Raw genomic sequence first — 20151 nt, forward strand, 5'->3', positions numbered from 1 at the left:
AACAATAAAATTAAGGAATATTACCTCTCCCGGTAAATACTTAAAGAATTACGATGAGTCAAAATTCGCAATCGATTATGTCAATTCACTCAATTCTGCACAGTATGAAGCGGCAAGAGCTGAAGAAGGCAGTTTTCTGATTATTGCAGGTGCGGGTTCAGGGAAAACCCGCACTCTGGTATACCGTGTTGCCAGGCTTATTGAAATCGGTTACGATCCCTCCTCCATTCTGTTACTTACTTTTACCCGCAAAGCAGCAAATGAGATGATGCACCGTGCTGAATTGCTTTTGGACAAGAGATGTTCAAAAATTCAGGGGGGTACATTCCACTCATTCGCTAATATGATTCTGCGAAAATATGCAGTTGCAGCACATCTTCAACCGAATTTCACGATCCTCGATCAGGGTGATTCTGAAGATGTGGTTAATCTGATAAGATCTGAATCGAGCGCAATCGAGGAGAAAGTCAGATTCCCCAACAAGCAGACTTTGTTCAAGATTTTCAGTTTAAGTGTGAATACAGGAAGACATCTCGATGAAATCGTCGAGGAAGAATTCCCCCACTTTATGCGGCATATTGAAAAAATCAGTGAGCTTCATATTGCATATACCGAGTACAAGAAGAAAAACAACCTTGTGGATTTTGACGATTTGTTGATCTATCTGAGAGATTTTTTCTTTGAATACTCCCCGACTGCGCAAAGGATTCTGAATTCGATCAATTTCATAATGGTTGATGAATATCAGGATACTAACCACCTGCAGGCGGAACTTGTTGAGTCGCTGACACAAACGAACAAAAACATAATGGTTGTGGGTGATGACCTGCAATCGATTTATTCGTTTCGTGGTGCCAATTTCAGGAATATTATGCAGTTCCCGGAGCTTTTTCCCGGAACGACCCTGATAAAACTTGAGGAAAACTATCGCAGCACTCCACAGATTTTAAGTTTTGCGAACAAGGTTCAGGACGCTGCAGTTTGGAAGTATGAGAAGTCGTTGTATTCATACCGACCGGATGGTGAACTGCCGTACATCATTGCATCTGAAAACGAGAGTATGCAGAGCAGGTTTATTGTCCAGAAAATTCTCGATTTAAGGGAAGAAGGCGTAAAACTCTCTGACATCGCTGTTCTGTTCCGTTCCTCGTTTTTCTCGTTTGATTTGGAAATAGAACTCACCAAGGCTAACATACCATTTGTTAAAATTGGCGGAATAAAATTCGTGGAAGCTGCCCATATCAAAGATATTCTGGCGTTCTTGAGGGTGTTATTGAATCCGCTTGATCTTGTAAGCTGGTACCGGATTCTGATGATGCACGCAGGCATAGGTCCCAAAACAGCCCGAAAAATATTAAACGAGATATCCGATGGCAAGGCCGGAATAACAAAGGAAGTAAGTGCTTCGGCAAACACGATTTTTGCGACAAAATGCCTGAAACTCCTCGAAATGATGAGAAAATTGTATGTCAGGCAAGATACTCCAACTGAGAAGACCCAACTTGTTGTGAATTATTACTATCCCCTTTTTAAGGATCTGTACGACGATTTTAACAAGAGGTCAAAGGATATCGATACTCTTTTAAACATCACAGAAAAGTATGATACCCTACACGACTTTTTGTCGGACATGGCGATCGAACCACCGCTTGATTCCATTTCAGATCTCGACAGTCCCGATAAAGAGGATGAAAAACTGACTCTCAGCACCATTCACTCTGCAAAAGGACTTGAGTGGCACTCAGTTTTTATAATGCATGCTATTGATGGTTTCTTTCCGTCAATCAGATCTATAGAGACTGCTGAAGGACTTGAGGAAGAGCGCCGATTGATGTATGTTGCATCCACCCGTGCAAAACAAAATCTCTTTATTACTTATCCCATGAAGGTTTTTGACCGTGAAATGGGTGTAACTTTCTCGAAACCTACAAGATTTTTGAACAATATCACCCCCGATATTGCAGAAGGTTATCTGCTCGAAGAGTAGCAGATGAAACTTTTTTCTATAATCACGATATAATCAATAAAAAAAGGAAAATTTATGTTCAAATTTGCTCTTTTAGCCCTCCTTTTCATTTCTCCTGTAATCTTCGGTCAGACCGGTCTTACAGTGAAAAAGGAAAAATTCACTAAGGCTTATACCAATCCTAAAAATGCCTCCGAGAAATTTTTGGATTTTCATCTTGAATATCCTGTCTTCTCTGGTACAGGTGCTGCAGCGAATACCGCCAAATTTCTTAACGCACAGGTGGCAGAAATAGTTTTTGAAAAAGAAAGTTCACCTGAAGCCTTGTTTGACAAATCTGTAAAAGAACACAAGGAATTATACGCCGAAGGTGAAGGAATGGGTATGCAGTGGATGCTTGAGAAAATCCTTGACTATAACAAATTAACTGAAGAAGTCGGAACCTTCACACATTCCGGCAGCCAGTACAGCGGTGGTGCTCATGGTGGAGCATGGGTGAATTACTTCAACTACGATCTGAAAAACAATAAACTGTTGCTCCTGAAAGATGTTATGAACGCAAATTTCCTTCCTGCGCTGACAAAAGAAGGAGAAAAGATTTTTAGAAAACTTAAAGGCCTGAAGCCAAACCAAAGTCTTGAGGGTGATTACTGGTTTACAGATAACAAGTTTCATCTGAATGAAAACTACCTTTTTACAAAAAAAGGGATTACATTCTACTACAACCAGTATGAAATTACATGTTATGCATGCGGTACTACAGAATTGGTAATACCCTGGAAAAGCATAAAATCATTAATCAACAAAAATGGCCCCTTAAAATCATTCTCCAAATAATCAAAAGGATACTATACCAAATGACCCGATTCTTCTCATTACTGTTCGTTATCTCGCTTTTTGTTTCAGTGAATGCTCAAACTGTTTTATATACAATGGATACCGAGAGCAGAATCTACAACAGCGAAAAATACAACCGGGACTCTGTATATATAATCGACATCTCATGGCCCGTTTTTGATGAAACTAAAGGATTTCCCGAATTAGCACAAATATTAAACAAATTTGTAAGGCAACAACTTCCGGGTGAGACCACTTCCGTTAAGTCAGCGGTTGACGACATGATTAAGCTGTACAAGGAATTTGAAACCGAAGAAACGATGGGTATGTACTGGATGTACGAAGCCAAAATTTCTGTGACTGAAACAGGAGGTCAGATTGTATCCATAATAAAAAGCGATTACGACTATTCCGGCGGTGCTCATGGAAACGGTTTTCTCGGGTACTATAATTTTGATGTAAGTACGGGGTCCATTCTATCCCTCGCTGATTTGCTGGTTCCCGGTACTTATGAGAAGGTAACTGCGGCAGGAGATAAGATATTTCGCCAACAGACTGGGATTGGTGATGGAGACTTAAACGAGGCAGGTTACTGGTTTGAAGGCGGGAAATTTTATTTGAACGAAAATTTCCTCGTTACTGAAACAGGATTGAGCTTCTTCTACAATTCATATGAAATTGCCCCTTATGCAGGTGGTCCTACAGAACTGGAAATTCCATACTCTGCCATCAAGGATTGCATTAAAAAAGATGGTCCCTTGAAGTTTCTGTTCTGATTTTTGGAAAGAGACCGGAGTTGGCTCCGGTCTCATCCTTTTCTACAAAAGCAGATTTTCCTCTGAAGAAGCGTCAAAAAGGTGAACTGCCGATGTGTCAAATTCCAGTTCGATTTTTTCACCCGCTTTGTATCTGATACCGGTATTTACTCTGGCAACAAATTTAATTCCTTCCACCGTAAAATGAAGATACTCTTCATTTCCCATCAATTCGACAAGATCAAGTTCGGCTTCAACTACATTAACACCCTCTTTTGCGATGGCTGAATGAGGTCTGAAGTGTTCAGGTCTTATCCCTGCGATGACATTTCCAGCACTTCCGAGTGATTTGTCATATTTTGACCTGTCGAATTCAACTGAAACTTTACCCCCCTCACTTTCAAAAGTATAATTGTTAAGCTGACGAGTGATCTTCCCGGGGATAAAATTCATTGACGGACTCCCGATGAACCCGGCAACAAATTTATTTGCAGGTTTTTCATAAAGGTTCATTGGCTCATCAAACTGTTGCACATATCCGGCATTTAGGACGCATATCCTGTCTCCCATCGTCATTGCCTCAACCTGATCGTGAGTAACATAAATCATGGTTGCCTCAAGCTGTTTGTGGAGCCTCGAGATTTCCGCTCTCATCTGGACTCTTAGTTTGGCATCGAGGTTACTCAATGGTTCATCAAAAAGAAAAACTTTGGGCTTTCTGACGATAGCCCTGCCTACTGCAACCCGCTGGCGTTGTCCTCCTGAAAGAGCTTTGGGTTTTCTGTCAAGATATTCACCAAGTTCAAGAATGGATGCTGCTTCGTTCACTCTCTCTTCTATCTCAGCCTTGGGCATTTTTCTTAATTTAAGACCAAAAGACATGTTCTCTCTCACAGTCATGTGAGGATAGAGAGCATAGTTTTGAAAGACCATGGCTATATCGCGATCCTTTGGTGGTAAATCGTTCACCAGTTTACCATCGATAAAGAGTTCACCGCCGGTGATCTCTTCCAATCCGGCAATCATCCTTAGTGTTGTGGTTTTCCCGCAGCCTGACGGACCAACAAGCACAACAAATTCCTTGTCTTTGATCTCGATATCCACGGAGTGGACAACCCTGTTGCCCCCCTCGTAAGTCTTTGATATCTTATGAAGTTTTACCTCAGCCATTCCATTTCTCCTTGAATGTAAACGCTTACATTAATGTTTCAAAAATAAGAGATATTTATGAAAAAATAAACTGTAAAAACCGTTTATCTCATTTTTTTATCAAAATTCAGGAATCTTTTTTATTTTTACCCGTCACTTTTCAGAAATATATGATTCGACCCAAATTAAAGTATCTTTTTATAGTTTTGTTAGTCGTTGTGCCGGCTGTTATTTATCTGTTACTCCAGTTAAATTCCAACGGCAGCAATCATTATTTGCCTGACATCGAAAACAAGGACACTTCCTACATGAACGATGATTATTCCGCAAAACGGGATTCGATGGTAAAAGATCAGCTTATCGCCCGCGGGATTAAGAATGATCTGGTGCTTAAGTCGATGCGAATGGTCAAGAGACATCTTTTTGTACCCGAAAGATACCGACAGTATGCATATGATGACGGTGCCCTCCCGATTGGACTTGACCAGACAATTTCGCAGCCATATATTGTGGCTTACATGACAGAGGCGGTAAATCCCACAAAAGAGATGAAAGTACTGGAGATTGGTACAGGTTCAGGATATCAGGCGGCTGTTTTGGCAGAAATCGTCAAGGAAGTATATACTATAGAGTATTTTGACGATTTAGCAAATAATGCCCGGAAATTGCTCGATTCCCTTAATTACAAAAACATTAAAGTAAAAGCCGGAGACGGATTTTACGGCTGGGCTGAATATGCCCCCTTCGATGCGATAATTGTAACTGCTGCTCCCGAAGATGTCCCAAAACCATTGGTCGACCAACTGAAGGAAGGTGGTAGAATGATCATTCCTCTTGGACAGTCCGGGACGGTTCAGTCACTCGTTATCCTCCAGAAGAAAAACGGCAAAATTGAGCGGCAGGACGCCATGAAGGTCAAGTTTGTTCCCTTCCTCAGGAAATAATCTCTCCTTTTAACTCAGAAACTATTTACCCAGAAATCCGGCGACGGCATTGGATACCACTTTCAGGTCGCATCCGGGTGCAAGGTGACCGCAGTCATTCTGTAAAATCAAAAGATCACAACCCAGCGTTTTGGCGAATTTTATCGATTGAAACGGCAGAATCAGGTGATCTGTTGCCGAAACAATTACAAACACTTCCCCCTTCACAGCTTTCGCAGTTTCTTCAAATGAATGGCCGTAATTCCTTGTGATATCATGCGTTATCATGGCTTTCATTTGGGCGATTCTATTCTTTGCCGGGAACCTCTCGGCTGTTTTTCCCCTGAACTTTGCGAGCAAGTCTTTATACTCATCGGGTGTAAAATTAGTGTCAATCTGTGAAGGAGTTCGTGCAAGGAGGTAGAAATTCAGATCGAAAATTTTGTTTGCAACGGAATCAGGGACTCCATATTTTTCAATGGTCTGAAGTGTCAGCAGAGAAGATTCAAAGACAATCTGGTTACCGCTGCTTTGAATAGGTGTTCCCACATAAGGAATGTATTTTTTAGCATATCCGGGATAAGCAACCATCCACTCATAAACCTGCATTCCCCCCATCGAACCGCCAATAAAAGCATGGATCCCCTTAAGACCAAAATGCTTTGAAAGGAGAAGGTATTCACTTTGCACCATATCAGAAATTGTGATATCAGGAAAAACCGGCTTTGAGTAGTTGGTTGGGGAGGTGGAAACTCCATTTCCCAATGCATCAATGAGAATTGTGAAATAAATGGTGGTATCGATAAGTTTGTTTTTACCGAGACTCGCGATCATGTCTTCAGAGGATCCTGCGTACCAGCTTAAAAATGCAACGACATTTGATTTGTCGTCATTCATCCTGCCAAATGTTCTGTACCCGACTTTTACATCATTGAGGGTCTCGCCTGAAGAAAGTTTTAAGTCACCGGCACTATAAAACTGTTGCTGACCGGATACAATTCCACCCAGAACCAACAGGAAAAGAGCAAGTCCTTTTTTCATTTCAAATTCTTTCTGATTTTATAAAATTAAGAGATTCAAAATTGCAAAAATTATTATGAATCAGAGAATCGATTCATTTTTTTTAATCCGGAAAAGTGAAGATAATAGTTTTAACAGATTGATTATTATGGATATTTAATCACTGTAAACAGTTAAATTTAAGATTGAATTTTATTTATTTAGCAGAACAGGTATTTAATGCGTGCAGTTTTATTATTTCTGATTTTAAGTTTTCCTTTCTTAGCCCAAACCGGTCAACCAAAGATCAAGGAGATTTCTAAAAATCTCGAATTGACGGGCTTTTCAAAGGAAAATGGATTTATTTTACAAAATCAGGACCGTTTTGTTTCGGAAGTTTCCGGATCTGCAATAATTTCTCCGGAAGTGGCTGTACCCGATTTTACGAACGCCCCTTTCATAGCAACGGGAATAAAAGTATCAGGGAAATTCAAAACTCCCGAAGTAATAAGTTTTATTCTCACCGTAGATGGTGTGGATTACAAAATGCACGCAAATGAGGATGGTGATCCAATAATCTCCAAAACCACAATTCTTACCCCTCTTTACTTCGCAAAACCTTCAAGTAAGATGGTGAAAGTTACCGTGATTGCTGAGGCTGCAGGTGTTGAGATCACCGGAGTTGAACTCGTTTTTATCAATCCGGGAATTTCAAACCCTGCTGAACCGGAAGTTTCAGTGACACAGGATACTTATCCTAAGCCACCTGTTGTGAGCAGGACAGCTTGGGGATGTCCGATTGGACAAAACAGCAACTGTGGTGCTTCCTCAACGAATGTAACTCATCTCATCATTCACCATACCGATGACAATAACAACATCACTGACTGGGCAGCAGCAGTTAGAGCCATTTACCAGTATCACACTGCCAGCAACGGCTGGTGCGACATCGGATACAACTATCTCGTCGCACCTACTGGTGTTATATATGAAGGCAGAGGTGGCGGTGATAATGTTGTAGGTGCCCATTTCTGCGGTTATAACGGCGGTACCATGGGTGTTTCAATGCTCGGTACTTATACTACCGTTTCCCCTTCGGCGGCACTTCAGGCATCACTGACAAAATTACTCGCATGGAAAGCCGACCAGAGGACGATCAATCCTCTCGGGATATCTTTTCACGCATCATCAGGATTGACAATCAATAACATTTCCGGTCATAGAGCGGCTTGCGCTACCGATTGCCCCGGTCAAAAATTTGTCGATAATGACATTCAGAATATTCGTCAGGGGGTTTTATCTCTGATTCAAAGTATCGCACCAAAAATAACTTCTTCATTTCCATTAAACGGCAGTAATGATTTTAAGGTTTTTAATCCTCTTCGCCTTACATTCAATCTGCAAATGGATACCAATACTGTCAGAAATGCCATTTCAGTCTCCCCTGCCGATACCTTTGCAGTTTCATTTCCATCCGCTTTTGAGGCGGTGGTAACCCCAAAAGGACTTTGGAGCTACAATACAGCCTATACCTTGAAAGTAGACACAACAGCAAAAAATATTTACGGCACTTCCATCGACGGTGACGGGAACGGAACAGCAGGCGACCCTTTCTTCCTGAATTTCACTACTTCAATGCCCGACAATGACCCTCCTCAGATTGTTAAATATTATCCCTCAGGCTCCGATGTTGGTACATTTGCTGAGATGATGATCGTCTTCAATGAAGAAATCGCCAACTATGCTCAGAACATCTCTTTGAGCGATGGTGTGAATAATAATATTCCTCTTTCTGCAATGTCGTTTAACTGGGACGGGAAATACGGCAGACTGGCTTTCAAAACAGTCACAGCTCTCACGGGAGGTAAATTCTATCTCCTCAAACTAAAGAGCAACATCAGCGACCGGGTTGGAAACAGATTGCCACAGGACTTTGATATAAACTTCCATGTACCGATTGTTAATTATGCCGATGGTAACATTGTTGACAGGTTCGAGGGCTACTCGACATGGGGCAATCCGCTTCAAACGCCCGGCACCACAGGTGTGGATACCACTTTGACCAATTTCAGCATAACCTCTGAAAAGAAGAAGGGCGGTATCTTTGCCGGAAAGCTCGGCTACAAGTTTACCGGAACTGAAAACGGCAAAATCGTCCTTAAAAAATCGACGGGGCATCTGCTTCCAACCGGAAATTCGACTGTCGGAATCTGGATATTCGGCGAGTTGAACAACTGCAAGCTTTCGATGATTCTCGAAAATTCTTCTGAAGTATTGGTGGATATGGGAAGAATCAACTTTTACGGTTGGAGATTTTTCAACATTCCGTTCGATAACTCTGCCGGAAATACTCAGTTTAAAGGCTTTGTTCTCCAGCAGACAGACATCGCAGACAATCAGGGATCAGTCTATTTTGATAATCTGCAATTCAATGGTACTTTCACAGGAATTGAAGATGAGGGCGGAACCCCTGAACACTTCACACTTCAGCAAAATTATCCCAATCCTTTCAACCCGGAAACTGTGATTTCATTTACACTTCCCCAAAAAGGATTCGTCACCGGGAAAGTCTATGATGTTATGGGTAGAGAAATTGCCGTCTTGTTGAACGGAGAATTTGAATCAGGATTTCACTCCGTCAGATTCAACGGTTCAGGACTTTCATCCGGAATTTATTTCTTCAACCTGATCGCCGGTAATGAAAGAAAAACAATTAAAATGATCTTTAACAAATAGAATTTAATATGACTTCAAAAAAGATAGTTTTTGGAACGGATGGATGGCGCGGGATAATTGACGAGGAAGTAAATAACAAGTCGATTGCCGAGGTTGCCCAGGCTTTCGCCGATTATTTGCTCTCGACTGTACATAAAATTATTTCACCTTCGGTTGTAGTTGGTTACGACGGCAGAAAAAACTCAAAACAGTATGCAACCCTCTTTGCAAGAGTTTTGGCAGGAAACAGAATTAAAGTTACTCTGAGCGATAAGATTACTCCCACACCTGTCCTTTCTTATGCCGTGAAAAAGGGTGGATTCAATGCAGGTGTAATGATTACCGCGAGTCACAACCCCGCAAGTTTCAGCGGCGTAAAATTCAAGGGACATTATGGCGGTCCCTTTCTTACCGAAAATACAAAGAGAGTAGAATCTTTCATCAATTACAATTTGATTCAGTCTTCCGATAATCTTGCAACTATTGACATACTTGAAGATTATATACTTGCCCTTGTCGAGAGAATCGACTTCAAAAGTGCAAGAAAGAAAAAATTAAAAGTACTGATCGACTCAATGGGTGGTGCAGGCGGAACACTGATTCAGACTCTTCTGCAAAGACAAAAAATTGAGTGTGAAACCATCTTTGGTGAGCCTGACCCCGACTTTAACGGAAGATCACCTGAGCCGATTGATCAGAATCTCGCCCCTCTTAAAGAAGCAATTCTTAAGGGAGATTACGCATTTGGTATAGCAACCGACGGTGATGCTGACAGGGTTGCTTTTGTGATGGACAATGGTGAATGGTTGAGTGCTCAGGAGACTATTCTCCTCTTTACTGATTATCTGCTCGAAACAGGCTCGGAAGATGGCGACATCGTGAAGACAGTCTCAGTGACCGACAAATTATTCGCTCTCGAAACCCCTTCAAGAAAAATCAGGGAAGTACAGGTCGGCTTTAAGTATATCACCGAAAAAATGCTTGCCGGTGGTGTAGCCATGGGATTCGAAGAGAGCGGCGGATTTGGCATCACAAGCCACATTCCCGAAAGGGACGGTATCCTTTTTGCCATGCTGATGCTCGAGATGCTTGCTGATTCTGATTACAACAAATTAAGTGATTATGTCAAAGCCAAGCGGGTAAAATTCGGTGAAATAAATTATAAACGGATCGACTTTTCCTACAACGAAGAAGACAGGATGGAACTGCTTCCCCGGCTTGTCGAATCGACACCAAAAGAGTTGGCGGGATTTGAAATCACCGGCACTTCCCTTTTCTACTCTGCTACCGGTGTTGTAAACGGAATGAAGTTGAGGCTGTCAGGTAATTCCAGATGGCTTCTGATCAGAAGCTCGGAAACCGAACCTCTGCTAAGGTTTTATGCCGAGGGAGACAGTCCGGATGAACCGGAAACATTATTAAATGCAGGAATCGAACTCCTGCTTCAAAAAAAGAATAACTAATACCATGTCAATTAAATATATTGAAAAATCAGAAATCCCCTTCCTCTATAACGGAATGGGTGAAGATTTTGCCATGATAGAAAATCCGGGATATATTTTCCCCCGGTTTGAAATTGTTCCACTGGCAAAAAAACTCAAAAATGTGGACGATATCACTGCCGTCGTGATGGATATGGACGGAACTACCACAACAACGGAAGTTCTATGCATTCACTCTCTTGAGTTTATGGTAAGACAGATTACAGGCAGAATGTCAAAACAGGATTGGGAGGGACTGAATGAAAAACAAGACTACCCCAACATCATCGGTAACAGTACAACCAAGCATGTAGAATACCTGATAAAAACCTACCGTGACGATATAAACATCGAACAGCTTAAAAGGGCATTTATCAAAGCTGCCGTCAGAACCATCTGCTTTGGGAAGGATCCGAACAGAATTGCCGAGGTAAAGAACAATCTTGTTTCGCTCGGTCTTAACAATCTGTGGGAAGCCGCTGAGGTTGATGCCATAGCAAAAAAGGGATCTGAATTTTTTGAGAACTCACCTGAACTTCAATCGCTGATAACTCACAACCTTAATGAATTCAGAATTGAAACCGAACACGAAGTTGTAAGGGCAGCAATCGATATCTACTATGCCCGTTACCACGAAATTCTTGCCATAATCGCCGAAGGCAAGGGTGCACAGATAATAAAAGAGCTGAACCTGCCTCTTGGCAGACACCTGATTGAACCGATGCCGGGTGCCTTGTTTCTTCTGCTCCTCTTAAAAGGAAAACTAAAAGGGAAAATCCCTGCATTAAAAAATTATCTGATAAAGAATTTTGAAATCCTGAATGATTCTTCACTGGACATCGAATCAGAAATGGGATTTCTGCAGCATCTCGCCGCGAAATTTGAGCACACCCCTGTCAAGATAGCAGTTGTCACCTCTTCAATCAGATACGAAGCTGACATAGTGCTCAATCAGGTTTTCGAAGTTTTTCGTGAACAGCTTGTTGAGACAGGACTTAGTTCCGGTGAAATTGCAGAATTGTGCTCCTTATTTACAGACCACAATCAGTTTTACGATGCAGTAATAACCGCCTCCGATTCAAGTGAAATAAGGCTGAAACCTTTTCGCGACCTTTACTCAATTGCCCTCCACAAACTTTCCGTCCCTGTCGAGAAGTTCGATCAGGTTATCGGATTTGAGGATTCAGAAAGCGGCAACCTGGCTATTCGTGCCGCAGGTATCGGGATGGCGATTGCCGTACCTTTCGCACAAACTGCGGGTCACAATCTCTCCGCAGCAACTTATATTGCCAATGGAGGCATTCCCGAAGTAATCTTTAAAAAACATCTTTTTCTAAATCATATTTGAGAAGTTATGTCAAAGTTTGATGACCACCTGAAAAACAAAGTCTTTCATGTAATCTCCAATACCCACTGGGACAGGGAGTGGCGCTTTCCTTTCCAAAGAAACAGGCAAATGCTCGTTGACATGATAGACAAAGTGATTGAGATACTCGAAAACAACCCCGACTACCGTGCATTTCATCTCGACAGTCAGTCGATTGTGATTACCGACTACCTCGAGGTGAAGCCTCAGATGAAAGAGAGATTCGTAAAACTCGTCGAGGAAAAAAGATTACTGATAGGTCCCTGGTTCATCCTTCCCGAGCAGTTCCAGGTTGGTGGAGAAAACCTCGTGCGGAATCTGCTGATCGGTCATAAAATATGCAAGGAACACGGTGGTGTCTCCAAAATCGGCTACTCCCCTTTCTCATGGGGACAAATCTCCCAACTTCCCCAGATTTACAAGGAATTCGGAATAGAACTGATCATGTTCTACCGCGGAATAAATTCATTGGAGTCGCCTAAAGCTGAATTTGTATGGGAAGGTGCCGATGGTACAACAGCCCTCGCATCGAGATTTTCGACCATGCCGCGGTATAATTTTTACTTCTATATCTACAGAACTGTCGTCCACAACGAAACCCCCTATGATGTTGAACATCCATGGAACAAGGGTGGTGTTCTGTTTCATTTTGCCGATGAAAAGCTCTACAAGGAAGATTTTTTCATGGCGGAATACCCCGATCACTACTACCCTGAAAATGTTAGACCTTCTGTAGAGGATATCGTAAACCGTCAGGCTGATGATTTCACCACTCCGCATGTCATCTGGATGGAAGGTCACGATTCGTCGGGTCCGAATGAAAAAACTGTCAAAATTATCGAGGACATTAAAAAGGAATTCCCTGAGATTAATGTAATTCACTCCACTCTCGAAGATTACGCCGCTGCCCTCGCAGAAACATTTGATGAGGAAAAGGCAGCCTATGTTACGGGTGAAAGAAGAAGTGCACAATACGACGCCAGAAGCGGAAATATGTACGGCTACACGACGAGCGCAAGAATGTACCTGAAACAAAGGAATTTTGAAGTGGAAAATTTCCTTCAGTTTTATGCAGAGCCTTTCAACTCTTTCTCCGGGATGCTGGGAAATGACATAAACCACAAATACCTCGATATCGCCTGGAATTATCTGGTTCAAAACTCAGCCCACGACTCTATCGGCGGATGTTCACTTGATGCAATCCACGACGACATGATGTCGCGCTACAAACAGGTCGAAGAAATTTCAACCGGTGTCTTTGAGCGGGCATGCAAATATTTTATCAAAAACATTGACCATTCGGGCAAACTCGAGAAATATGCTCATCCCGACTATCCTCAGTTTCTTACCGTTTTCAATCCGACTTCATACCTCAGAAACGAAACAATGAGATTGATGATCGACATACCCGACAGAGCAATTGCAGGGTCATTAAAAATCATTAATGAAAACGGTGAAAGTCTTTCCCTCTCCATTCTTGAGGAATATGATGTTGAACCTGTTCTCGAACAAATGATCAACAGACCGATGTATCTTAAGACAAAGAGGTATGAAGTACTGGTTTCACTAACCAATATTGCTCCTCTCGGTTACACATCCTATGCAGTTGTTCCCGATTCTTTCCTCCCGCTTGAGTCAGAATTTATCGCAACGGGTAAAAAGAAAAAAACAAAACTTGACAATGAACACTTGCAGGTTACTTTTAACGACAATGGTACCTTCAATGTTTTCCACAAAGAAACGGGATTCTATTACAACAATCTCGGAAATATTTATGACGAAGGTGAAGGCGGACACGCATGGGTCAACAAACCTCTCCCTCCGTTTGTCACAACTGATGAGTCAAAAGCAAAGGTAAAACTGATCGAAAACTCGCCTCACTCCGCAACCGTGCAGATCAGGCAGTATCTCTCCCTCCCCTCCAATTTAAAGCAGAGACAGGGCAGAAATCCTGACTTTACGGTGGTACCGATAAAACTGAATGTAACACTCGAAAAGGGTGCCAAAAAAGTTGAAATCAAAGTGGATGTGAACAACAAAGCCGAGAGCCATCGCCTTAGACTCCTCTTCCCTACCGGTTTGAAAATAAAAACCCACTACGGTGAAGGACAATTCGATGTGGTTGAAAGAAGTGTTGAGAGACCCGATACTAGCAACTGGATAGAACAACCGATGTACGATTTCCCGATGCATCAGTTTATGGCGGTTTCAGACGGAAGAAACGGTGCTGCTATCTTCACCAAAGGTCTGAAAGAATACGAAATTCTTCCCGATACCCAGAACACAATCGCTATTACACTTCTGAGGTCTTTCAATTACATCATTTCTCCAAGTTCTGTGGAAGATTACTCGGAATTAAAGGGCTCACAATGCCTTGGAAAACAATCTTTCGAACTGGCATTCTATCCCTTTAAAGGTGACTGGTCGGATGGAAATGTTTATCCTGAAGCGATGAAATACAATCTTCCCCTTTCGGCTGTTATCAGCTCCAAAGCTAACGGTACGATGCCCTCGACCATGTCATTCATAAAGATTGAGCCTGAAAACCTGATATTCAGTTGTTTTAAAAGGGCGGAATCTGAAGAAGACGGCGAGTATGTAATAAGAGTCTATAATCCGACCGAAGAAGGAATTTCGGGTAAAATTTCGTTCGGAATTCCTCCAAAACATGTCTCCAGAACCACACTTGAAGAGGAAATTCTGGAAAACAAAAATTTGACAGTACCGAATGAATTGTCCGTCAAGATCGGTGCAAAAAAACTTAAAACCTATTTGTTAAAATATTAGTTGATATAAAAGATGATAAAGAATAAATACGGCTACTATACCGAAGACTACCGCGAATTTGTAATTACCGATCCCCGCACTCCAAGACCTTGGTTTAACTATATGTGGAACAAGGACTTTGCAGGGATGATTTCACATACCGGCGGAGGTTTTTCATTCCTTGAAACTCCCCGTGACAACAGACTGACCAGAATGCGTTATAACTGCCTCCCATGGGACAGACCCGGCAGGTATGTCATGGTTAAAGATGCAAAATCAGGTGAGTACCACTCTCTTAGCTGGGCACCGACAATCGAGAGAAAATATGACCTATACGAGTGCCGGCACGGTCAGGGTTACACTTCCATAAAGACGGTTGTTTCAGAAATCGAAGGCAATATAACATACTTTGTTCCCCGTGAAATTAATGCCGAAGTGTGGCGGGTCTCTCTTAAAAATCTCTCTAACGAAACGAGAAATCTGGAGATTTATTCCTTCGCAGAACTTATGATGGGAAATGCCCTCAACGATATAATCAACCAGCCAAATGACAAGCATTTCACCGATATTCACTTCGACAAAAAACATGACACACTCGTTGCCACCCGCAGATACTGGGTACTCAATAAAAAAGTCAGTGTGGAACAACCAAATCTCGACTGGAAATATGACCTCCTCTTCACTTCCACCCTCCCTGTTACAGGATTCGATGGAAGTCTGGATAAATTCATCGGCAGGTGGCGTTCTGAAGCCAATCCGGAAGCTGTGGAGAGAGGTGAAATGTTCAACACCGAAATTACAGCCGGTGATCCTGTTGCAGCACTTCAAAACAGAATTTCTCTTAATCCGGGTGAATCAGTTGAATTTGCAATAATCATGGGTGTGGCTCCCAAAAACGAGTCGGATTCAGAGTTCAAATACAACGAACTTAAATGGTCAGCACTAAAGGATATCAATAAGATTGATTCCCTCCTTGCTGAAGTAAAAGAATACTGGACAAACTATCTAGGCCACTTTTCTGTAGAAACTCCAGATGAAAAACTGAACGCTTCGCTCAATGTCTGGAATCAATATCAGGCGGCTGTTACTTTCGACATGGCACGAAACTCAGGATATTATCACGGCGGCCTCCTCTTCGGAAACGGTATCAGGGATCAATTCCAGGACATTCTTGGCATGCTCCTCCCCGAACCGGGACGGGTTAAAGCCAGAATTCTAAACGCCTTAAAATACCAGTTTAATGACGGTTCCACCCTCCACAACTTTTTTAAGATTACTGAATGGGGAGAAAAAACAAATCACTCCGACACTCCCCTCTGGATTCCTTTTGGAGTAACTGAATACCTCAACGAGACGGGCGATTTTTCAATTCTCGATGAAGTGGTTAAATTCTATGACGAAGGCGAAGCTACTGTTTATGAACATACCGCCAGAGCACTCGATTTTGCTATTTCTGCTGTAAGTGAAAGGGGCCTCCCCAAAATCATGAACGGTGACTGGAACGATACTCTCGACAAGGTAGGTCCGCGCGGAAAGGGCGAAACCATCTGGGGTGCCTTCTTCCTCGGTTATGTGATAAAAAAAGCTCTCCCCCTTCTTGGTTTAAGAAATGATCAGGAAAGAATCAAACATTGGAGCACTGCTTTTGTTCACATGGAAAAACTTATTAATGAAGTTGCATGGGATGGTGAATGGTATATCAGAGCCTTCAACGATTTTATGGAACCTCTCGGCACTCATAAAAGTGAACAGGGCAAGATTTTTATAAACTCACAGTCATGGGCTGTCATCTCGGGAATGGCTCCCGAAGAGAGAGCGAAAAAGTGTATTGAATCAGTTAAAAAACAACTGCTCCGTCCAAACGGAATTCAGATTTGCTGGCCCTCCTACACAAAAGTGGAGGAAAATACCGGCTTAATCAGCAGATGTGTACCGGGTAAAAAAGAGAACGGAGCAATATTTAATCATGCTTCTTCCTGGTTCATCATGGCTTCAATATATGCAGGTGATATCGATTCGGCTGTGGACATTTACAAAAGGATGCTCCCCGCAAATTCCTCTGAGAGAATCGACATTTATGAAGTCGAACCCTATGTCTTCGCAGAGTATATAACGAGTCCTGACCACCCGACCGAGGGACAGGCGAGCCATTCATGGCTTACAGGAACCGCTGTCTGGATGCTCCGGATTGGTATGGATTACATAATCGGATTTCAACCCCGCTTTACAGGAATTGCAATATCCCCCGCACTTCCTTCTTACTGGAACGGGTTTAAGGCTTCACGGAAGTTCAGGAATTGTAATCTGTCACTTACAGTGAAAAGAGCCGGTAAAAATGAAACTCCCGGCTTGTATCTCGAAAACAACCTGATGCCGGATAATTTTATACCTCAGGAAAATCTGATTCCGGGAGGAAATCTGAATCTCCTCTTCCTCTCTAAATAACCTTAACAAAAAAAGCTGCCCGATAATTACATCAGGGCAGCCTTTTTATTAAATTATTTATTTCATAAAGACAAGTTTTGTGGTTTTTACCATTGTTCCTTTGTCTTGTGTTTGAAGAGTTAACCGGAGTAAATAGACGCCGCTTGGTACATTTAAGCCTGAAAAATCAAGTGTGGTCTCGTTTTTACCTTTGTTCCGGTAAGAGAGATTTTTTTTAACGATTTCTTCTCCGAGGGGAGAATAGACGGAAAGGTTCACCTCTCCCGATTCAGGAAGAATATACTCAACCTTTACTTCAGGGTTAAAGGGATTTGGATATGGATTTATCTCAATATTATATCCTTCTGGCAGTGGTTCGTCTTCGATCCCGCTCGGGTTTATTGCTGTGGTGTCTCCTGACCAGACCATATAATAAAGCGGCTGACCCCACTCCAATCGCTGACATGCATTTCCGCCACCGTTACCGTGAAATTCACCGGCAGCAAAATCATCAACTCCATCACCGTTTATATCACCAACTTGCCCCATGTGACGGTGATATGAGTCTGTATATCGTCTTCCAATAACAGGTGTTGGACCCCCAAGCAAAACAAGTGAACCGCCGGTTAAGGTATAGGATACAAATCCAAGATCATTGTAACCATCATTATTAATATCTCCGAGCAGTTTAGGCGTTTTTAGTGCCGTACCTGTTAACCAAAAAGAAACATCCCTTGTAAGTACATGACCAGATCCTCTTTTCCCAAAACTTATTTGTACATAAGAGTCGGGAAAGTCTTTTGTCCACATCAACTCAGCCATTCCATCACCATTTATGTCGGGTATTATTCGCATATTGGATGCGTACATCGTGTCTTCCGAAAAGAAAACATAATTATCCAACGAATACTGAGGGTTTCCGAAAATAAGTTTGGCGCCCAGACGTTTTGTGTAACTTATATTGTTATTTGCGTTAAGTGTATCAGTTTGCATCAATACATCTGTATAACCATCCCCGTTTATGTCTCCACTTGTTAATATTTGTGAACCAAAACCTTCTCTTCTTGTTAGTGTATCAGGAAGTCCCAGATAATATTGAACTGTAGAAAACGGGACAGTAAGCGGCAAGAACAATAAAAAACCGTACTTCCCCCCTCCTGCAAAGGGATTCAAAAAACTCGATAGCATCATTTCTTTAGTACCGTCTCCGTTAAAGTCACCAAAATTTATAGTAGTGCCATAGAAATGTAACTGCTGACTATTGTTGACATGTCGCCCAGGAGTAGGCAAACTTAAATCAGGAATTGTATCAAAATCAGGACCTCCATAAAAAATATCCATGGTGTCTATTAAATTATAATACATTCTTAACTTACAAATATCAAGATAACCATCTTTATTAAAGTCATAGATTATTGGGTCTGTCTCTGCATTATTGGTGTTCCCGCCGTTATTCACAAACCAATGATACTTTGGCATGGGAGGAGGGGGATTTCCCCCCTCAAATATCATGTATCTGTAACCATCAATCATATAACCGTGCGGTGATAAGTATTCCCGGCAGGAGATCAGCAGGAACTCGTCCTTGACATCACCATTCCAGTCACCAAGTGTTGCGATCTTTGTGCCTATATCCACCCCTCCGCCCTGATTGTAGGCTATGGAGTCTATTGTATTGCATTTGAACCTGAACAGAAGATTATCAAAAGCCTCCGGCTGTGAAAATGCGTTTGCTGTTAATACAAATATTGTCATTAAAAGAATCTTTTTCATCGCCTTACCTCCTATTTCACTAACATCAGTTTAGGGAACACAGTTTTTCCTAACTGTGCATAAATATGGGGGGGGTAATAATAATTGTTAAGAATAAAAACAAGAATGTCTTTTTCATCATCTGCTCCAATATAAAAACAATTCGCCTTCGTATGTTTTGTTCAGTTTATAAACTGATTAGCAAGGGAATAGCTTAAACTATCCTCTTTTGGTGCGCTTAACCGGGGTGGGATGAGAGATGTGAAAAATGGAGTTATCCCTGATAACACCCTGAAAAGGTTGATTCTTAATAACCGGAAGAGAATTTTACTCTTCTTTTTTAGTATGGGCTTGTTTCCGTTTGCTCCGGGAATAAATTATAAATAGCTTTATTTAGTGTAAACATAATTTTATTTAAAGTCAAGAGGGGGAAAAATTATTTTTTTACATTTAGTTTTGCTGAACATTGTAAAAATATTGGTTCAAAATTAAAGACAGATTATATGTTGCCATAATACAAATAAAAGGCTGCCCGATAATTACATCAGGGCAGCCTTGATTGAATTTTTGTGACTTCGTGACTCTGTGACTCCGCTACTTTAAAAGTTGAAGTTTCACTCCCTCTTCTTCACAGGATGAAAAAACATCACAATTCCAAATGACAATGCAAACAAAAAATAGATTGAAGTAAGAACCCACATTCCCGGGAGGTTTGGTTTTTCAGAGAGGACTCTTCCGAGAGCGAATGTGCCGATCAGGAAGTGAGAAAAATTCCCCATCGCAAGTGGTCTGGCATATATTCCCCCGATAATTGCCTGCCGCTGCATCCAGTTCATAATTGCGAAACCCATGTAGAGTGCTGCCATAATCTGAATAATCATGTCGGCTGCCCCGTTCGATGTGATTTTAAGATGAACAAGCAGTTCTTTGGAGAAAAAGGATGACAAAAATCCAAACAATGCCAATGTGACGGCACTCAGTGACATTAAAATCCTGGTATTTATCATATTAGTTTGTT

At 41.8% G+C, this 20151-nt stretch carries 13 protein-coding genes; 9 read left to right on the top strand and 4 right to left on the bottom strand.

Annotated elements, in window-relative coordinates; genetic code table 11:
• The first annotated feature begins 4 nt into the window (after positions 1-4).
• From J0L60_09160 to J0L60_09170, 3 genes are read left to right on the top strand one after another with little or no spacing between them, the layout of a single operon-like run.
• Positions 5-1987 carry an ATP-dependent helicase gene (locus J0L60_09160; GenBank protein MBN8546286.1) on the top strand — a complete coding sequence of 661 codons (1983 nt, stop codon included), beginning with the start codon at positions 5-7 and terminating at the stop codon, positions 1985-1987.
• A gap of 54 nt (positions 1988-2041) precedes the next feature.
• Positions 2042-2803, top strand: a complete 762-nt coding sequence (locus J0L60_09165) for a DUF3298 domain-containing protein (GenBank protein MBN8546287.1) — start codon at positions 2042-2044, stop codon at positions 2801-2803.
• A gap of 20 nt (positions 2804-2823) precedes the next feature.
• On the top strand, positions 2824-3579 hold the full coding sequence (locus tag J0L60_09170; GenBank protein ID MBN8546288.1) for a DUF3298 and DUF4163 domain-containing protein: 756 nt from the start codon (positions 2824-2826) through the stop codon (positions 3577-3579).
• A gap of 42 nt (positions 3580-3621) precedes the next feature.
• Here J0L60_09170 and ugpC read toward each other — a convergent pair whose 3' ends face one another.
• Positions 3622-4728, bottom strand: coding sequence for a sn-glycerol-3-phosphate ABC transporter ATP-binding protein UgpC (ugpC, locus tag J0L60_09175; protein MBN8546289.1), 1107 nt, complete (start codon positions 4726-4728; stop codon positions 3622-3624).
• A gap of 287 nt (positions 4729-5015) precedes the next feature.
• Between ugpC and J0L60_09180 the strand changes: the two genes are divergently transcribed.
• Positions 5016-5651: a protein-L-isoaspartate(D-aspartate) O-methyltransferase gene (locus J0L60_09180; GenBank protein MBN8546290.1), complete on the top strand. Its 636-nt coding sequence runs from the start codon at positions 5016-5018 to the stop codon at positions 5649-5651.
• 21 nt (positions 5652-5672) lie between these two features.
• On the opposite strand, the gene J0L60_09185 is transcribed toward J0L60_09180, so the two are convergent.
• On the bottom strand, positions 5673-6671 hold the full coding sequence (locus J0L60_09185; GenBank protein MBN8546291.1) for an alpha/beta fold hydrolase: 999 nt from the start codon (positions 6669-6671) through the stop codon (positions 5673-5675).
• Between the two features lie 198 nt (positions 6672-6869).
• On the opposite strand from J0L60_09185, the gene J0L60_09190 reads away from it, so the two are divergent.
• From J0L60_09190 to J0L60_09210, 5 genes are read left to right on the top strand one after another with little or no spacing between them, the layout of a single operon-like run.
• Positions 6870-9365, top strand: coding sequence for an Ig-like domain-containing protein (locus tag J0L60_09190; GenBank protein ID MBN8546292.1), 2496 nt, complete (start codon positions 6870-6872; stop codon positions 9363-9365).
• Positions 9366-9373: 8 nt separating this feature from the next.
• Positions 9374-10807 (top strand): phosphoglucomutase, encoded by a 1434-nt coding sequence (locus J0L60_09195; GenBank protein ID MBN8546293.1) that lies wholly within the window; start codon positions 9374-9376, stop codon positions 10805-10807.
• Between the two features lie 4 nt (positions 10808-10811).
• The gene (locus J0L60_09200; protein MBN8546294.1) at positions 10812-12173 is read left to right on the top strand and encodes a hypothetical protein; all 1362 of its coding nucleotides are present in this window, start codon (positions 10812-10814) and stop codon (positions 12171-12173) included.
• 6 nt (positions 12174-12179) lie between these two features.
• Positions 12180-14978 (top strand): hypothetical protein, encoded by a 2799-nt coding sequence (locus tag J0L60_09205; protein MBN8546295.1) that lies wholly within the window; start codon positions 12180-12182, stop codon positions 14976-14978.
• 12 nt (positions 14979-14990) lie between these two features.
• Positions 14991-17402: a glycosyl transferase family 36 gene (locus J0L60_09210; GenBank protein MBN8546296.1), complete on the top strand. Its 2412-nt coding sequence runs from the start codon at positions 14991-14993 to the stop codon at positions 17400-17402.
• A 57-nt stretch (positions 17403-17459) separates the two neighbouring features.
• Here J0L60_09210 and J0L60_09215 read toward each other — a convergent pair whose 3' ends face one another.
• Both J0L60_09215 and J0L60_09220 read right to left on the bottom strand, forming a co-directional pair.
• Complete coding sequence (locus J0L60_09215; GenBank protein MBN8546297.1) at positions 17460-19154, bottom strand: T9SS type A sorting domain-containing protein; 1695 nt, start codon at positions 19152-19154, stop codon at positions 17460-17462.
• A 593-nt stretch (positions 19155-19747) separates the two neighbouring features.
• Positions 19748-20140 (bottom strand): hypothetical protein, encoded by a 393-nt coding sequence (locus tag J0L60_09220; protein ID MBN8546298.1) that lies wholly within the window; start codon positions 20138-20140, stop codon positions 19748-19750.
• Positions 20141-20151 lie beyond the last annotated feature (11 nt).

This window comes from Ignavibacteria bacterium (genome assembly GCA_017302895.1).
Classification (GTDB): Bacteria; Bacteroidota; Ignavibacteria; order Ignavibacteriales; family Ignavibacteriaceae; genus UTCHB3.

Coding starts and splice junctions, on each gene's coding strand:
- J0L60_09195 (MBN8546293.1), top strand. CDS start 9,374: ATGACTTCAAAAAAGATAGTTTTTGGAACGGATGGATGGCGCGGGATA.
- J0L60_09170 (MBN8546288.1), top strand. CDS start 2,824: ATGACCCGATTCTTCTCATTACTGTTCGTTATCTCGCTTTTTGTTTCA.
- J0L60_09220 (MBN8546298.1), bottom strand. CDS start 20,140: ATGATAAATACCAGGATTTTAATGTCACTGAGTGCCGTCACATTGGCA.
- J0L60_09185 (MBN8546291.1), bottom strand. CDS start 6,671: ATGAAAAAAGGACTTGCTCTTTTCCTGTTGGTTCTGGGTGGAATTGTA.
- ugpC (MBN8546289.1), bottom strand. CDS start 4,728: ATGGCTGAGGTAAAACTTCATAAGATATCAAAGACTTACGAGGGGGGC.
- J0L60_09215 (MBN8546297.1), bottom strand. CDS start 19,154: ATGAAAAAGATTCTTTTAATGACAATATTTGTATTAACAGCAAACGCA.
- J0L60_09210 (MBN8546296.1), top strand. CDS start 14,991: ATGATAAAGAATAAATACGGCTACTATACCGAAGACTACCGCGAATTT.
- J0L60_09180 (MBN8546290.1), top strand. CDS start 5,016: ATGAACGATGATTATTCCGCAAAACGGGATTCGATGGTAAAAGATCAG.
- J0L60_09190 (MBN8546292.1), top strand. CDS start 6,870: ATGCGTGCAGTTTTATTATTTCTGATTTTAAGTTTTCCTTTCTTAGCC.
- J0L60_09165 (MBN8546287.1), top strand. CDS start 2,042: ATGTTCAAATTTGCTCTTTTAGCCCTCCTTTTCATTTCTCCTGTAATC.
- J0L60_09200 (MBN8546294.1), top strand. CDS start 10,812: ATGTCAATTAAATATATTGAAAAATCAGAAATCCCCTTCCTCTATAAC.
- J0L60_09205 (MBN8546295.1), top strand. CDS start 12,180: ATGTCAAAGTTTGATGACCACCTGAAAAACAAAGTCTTTCATGTAATC.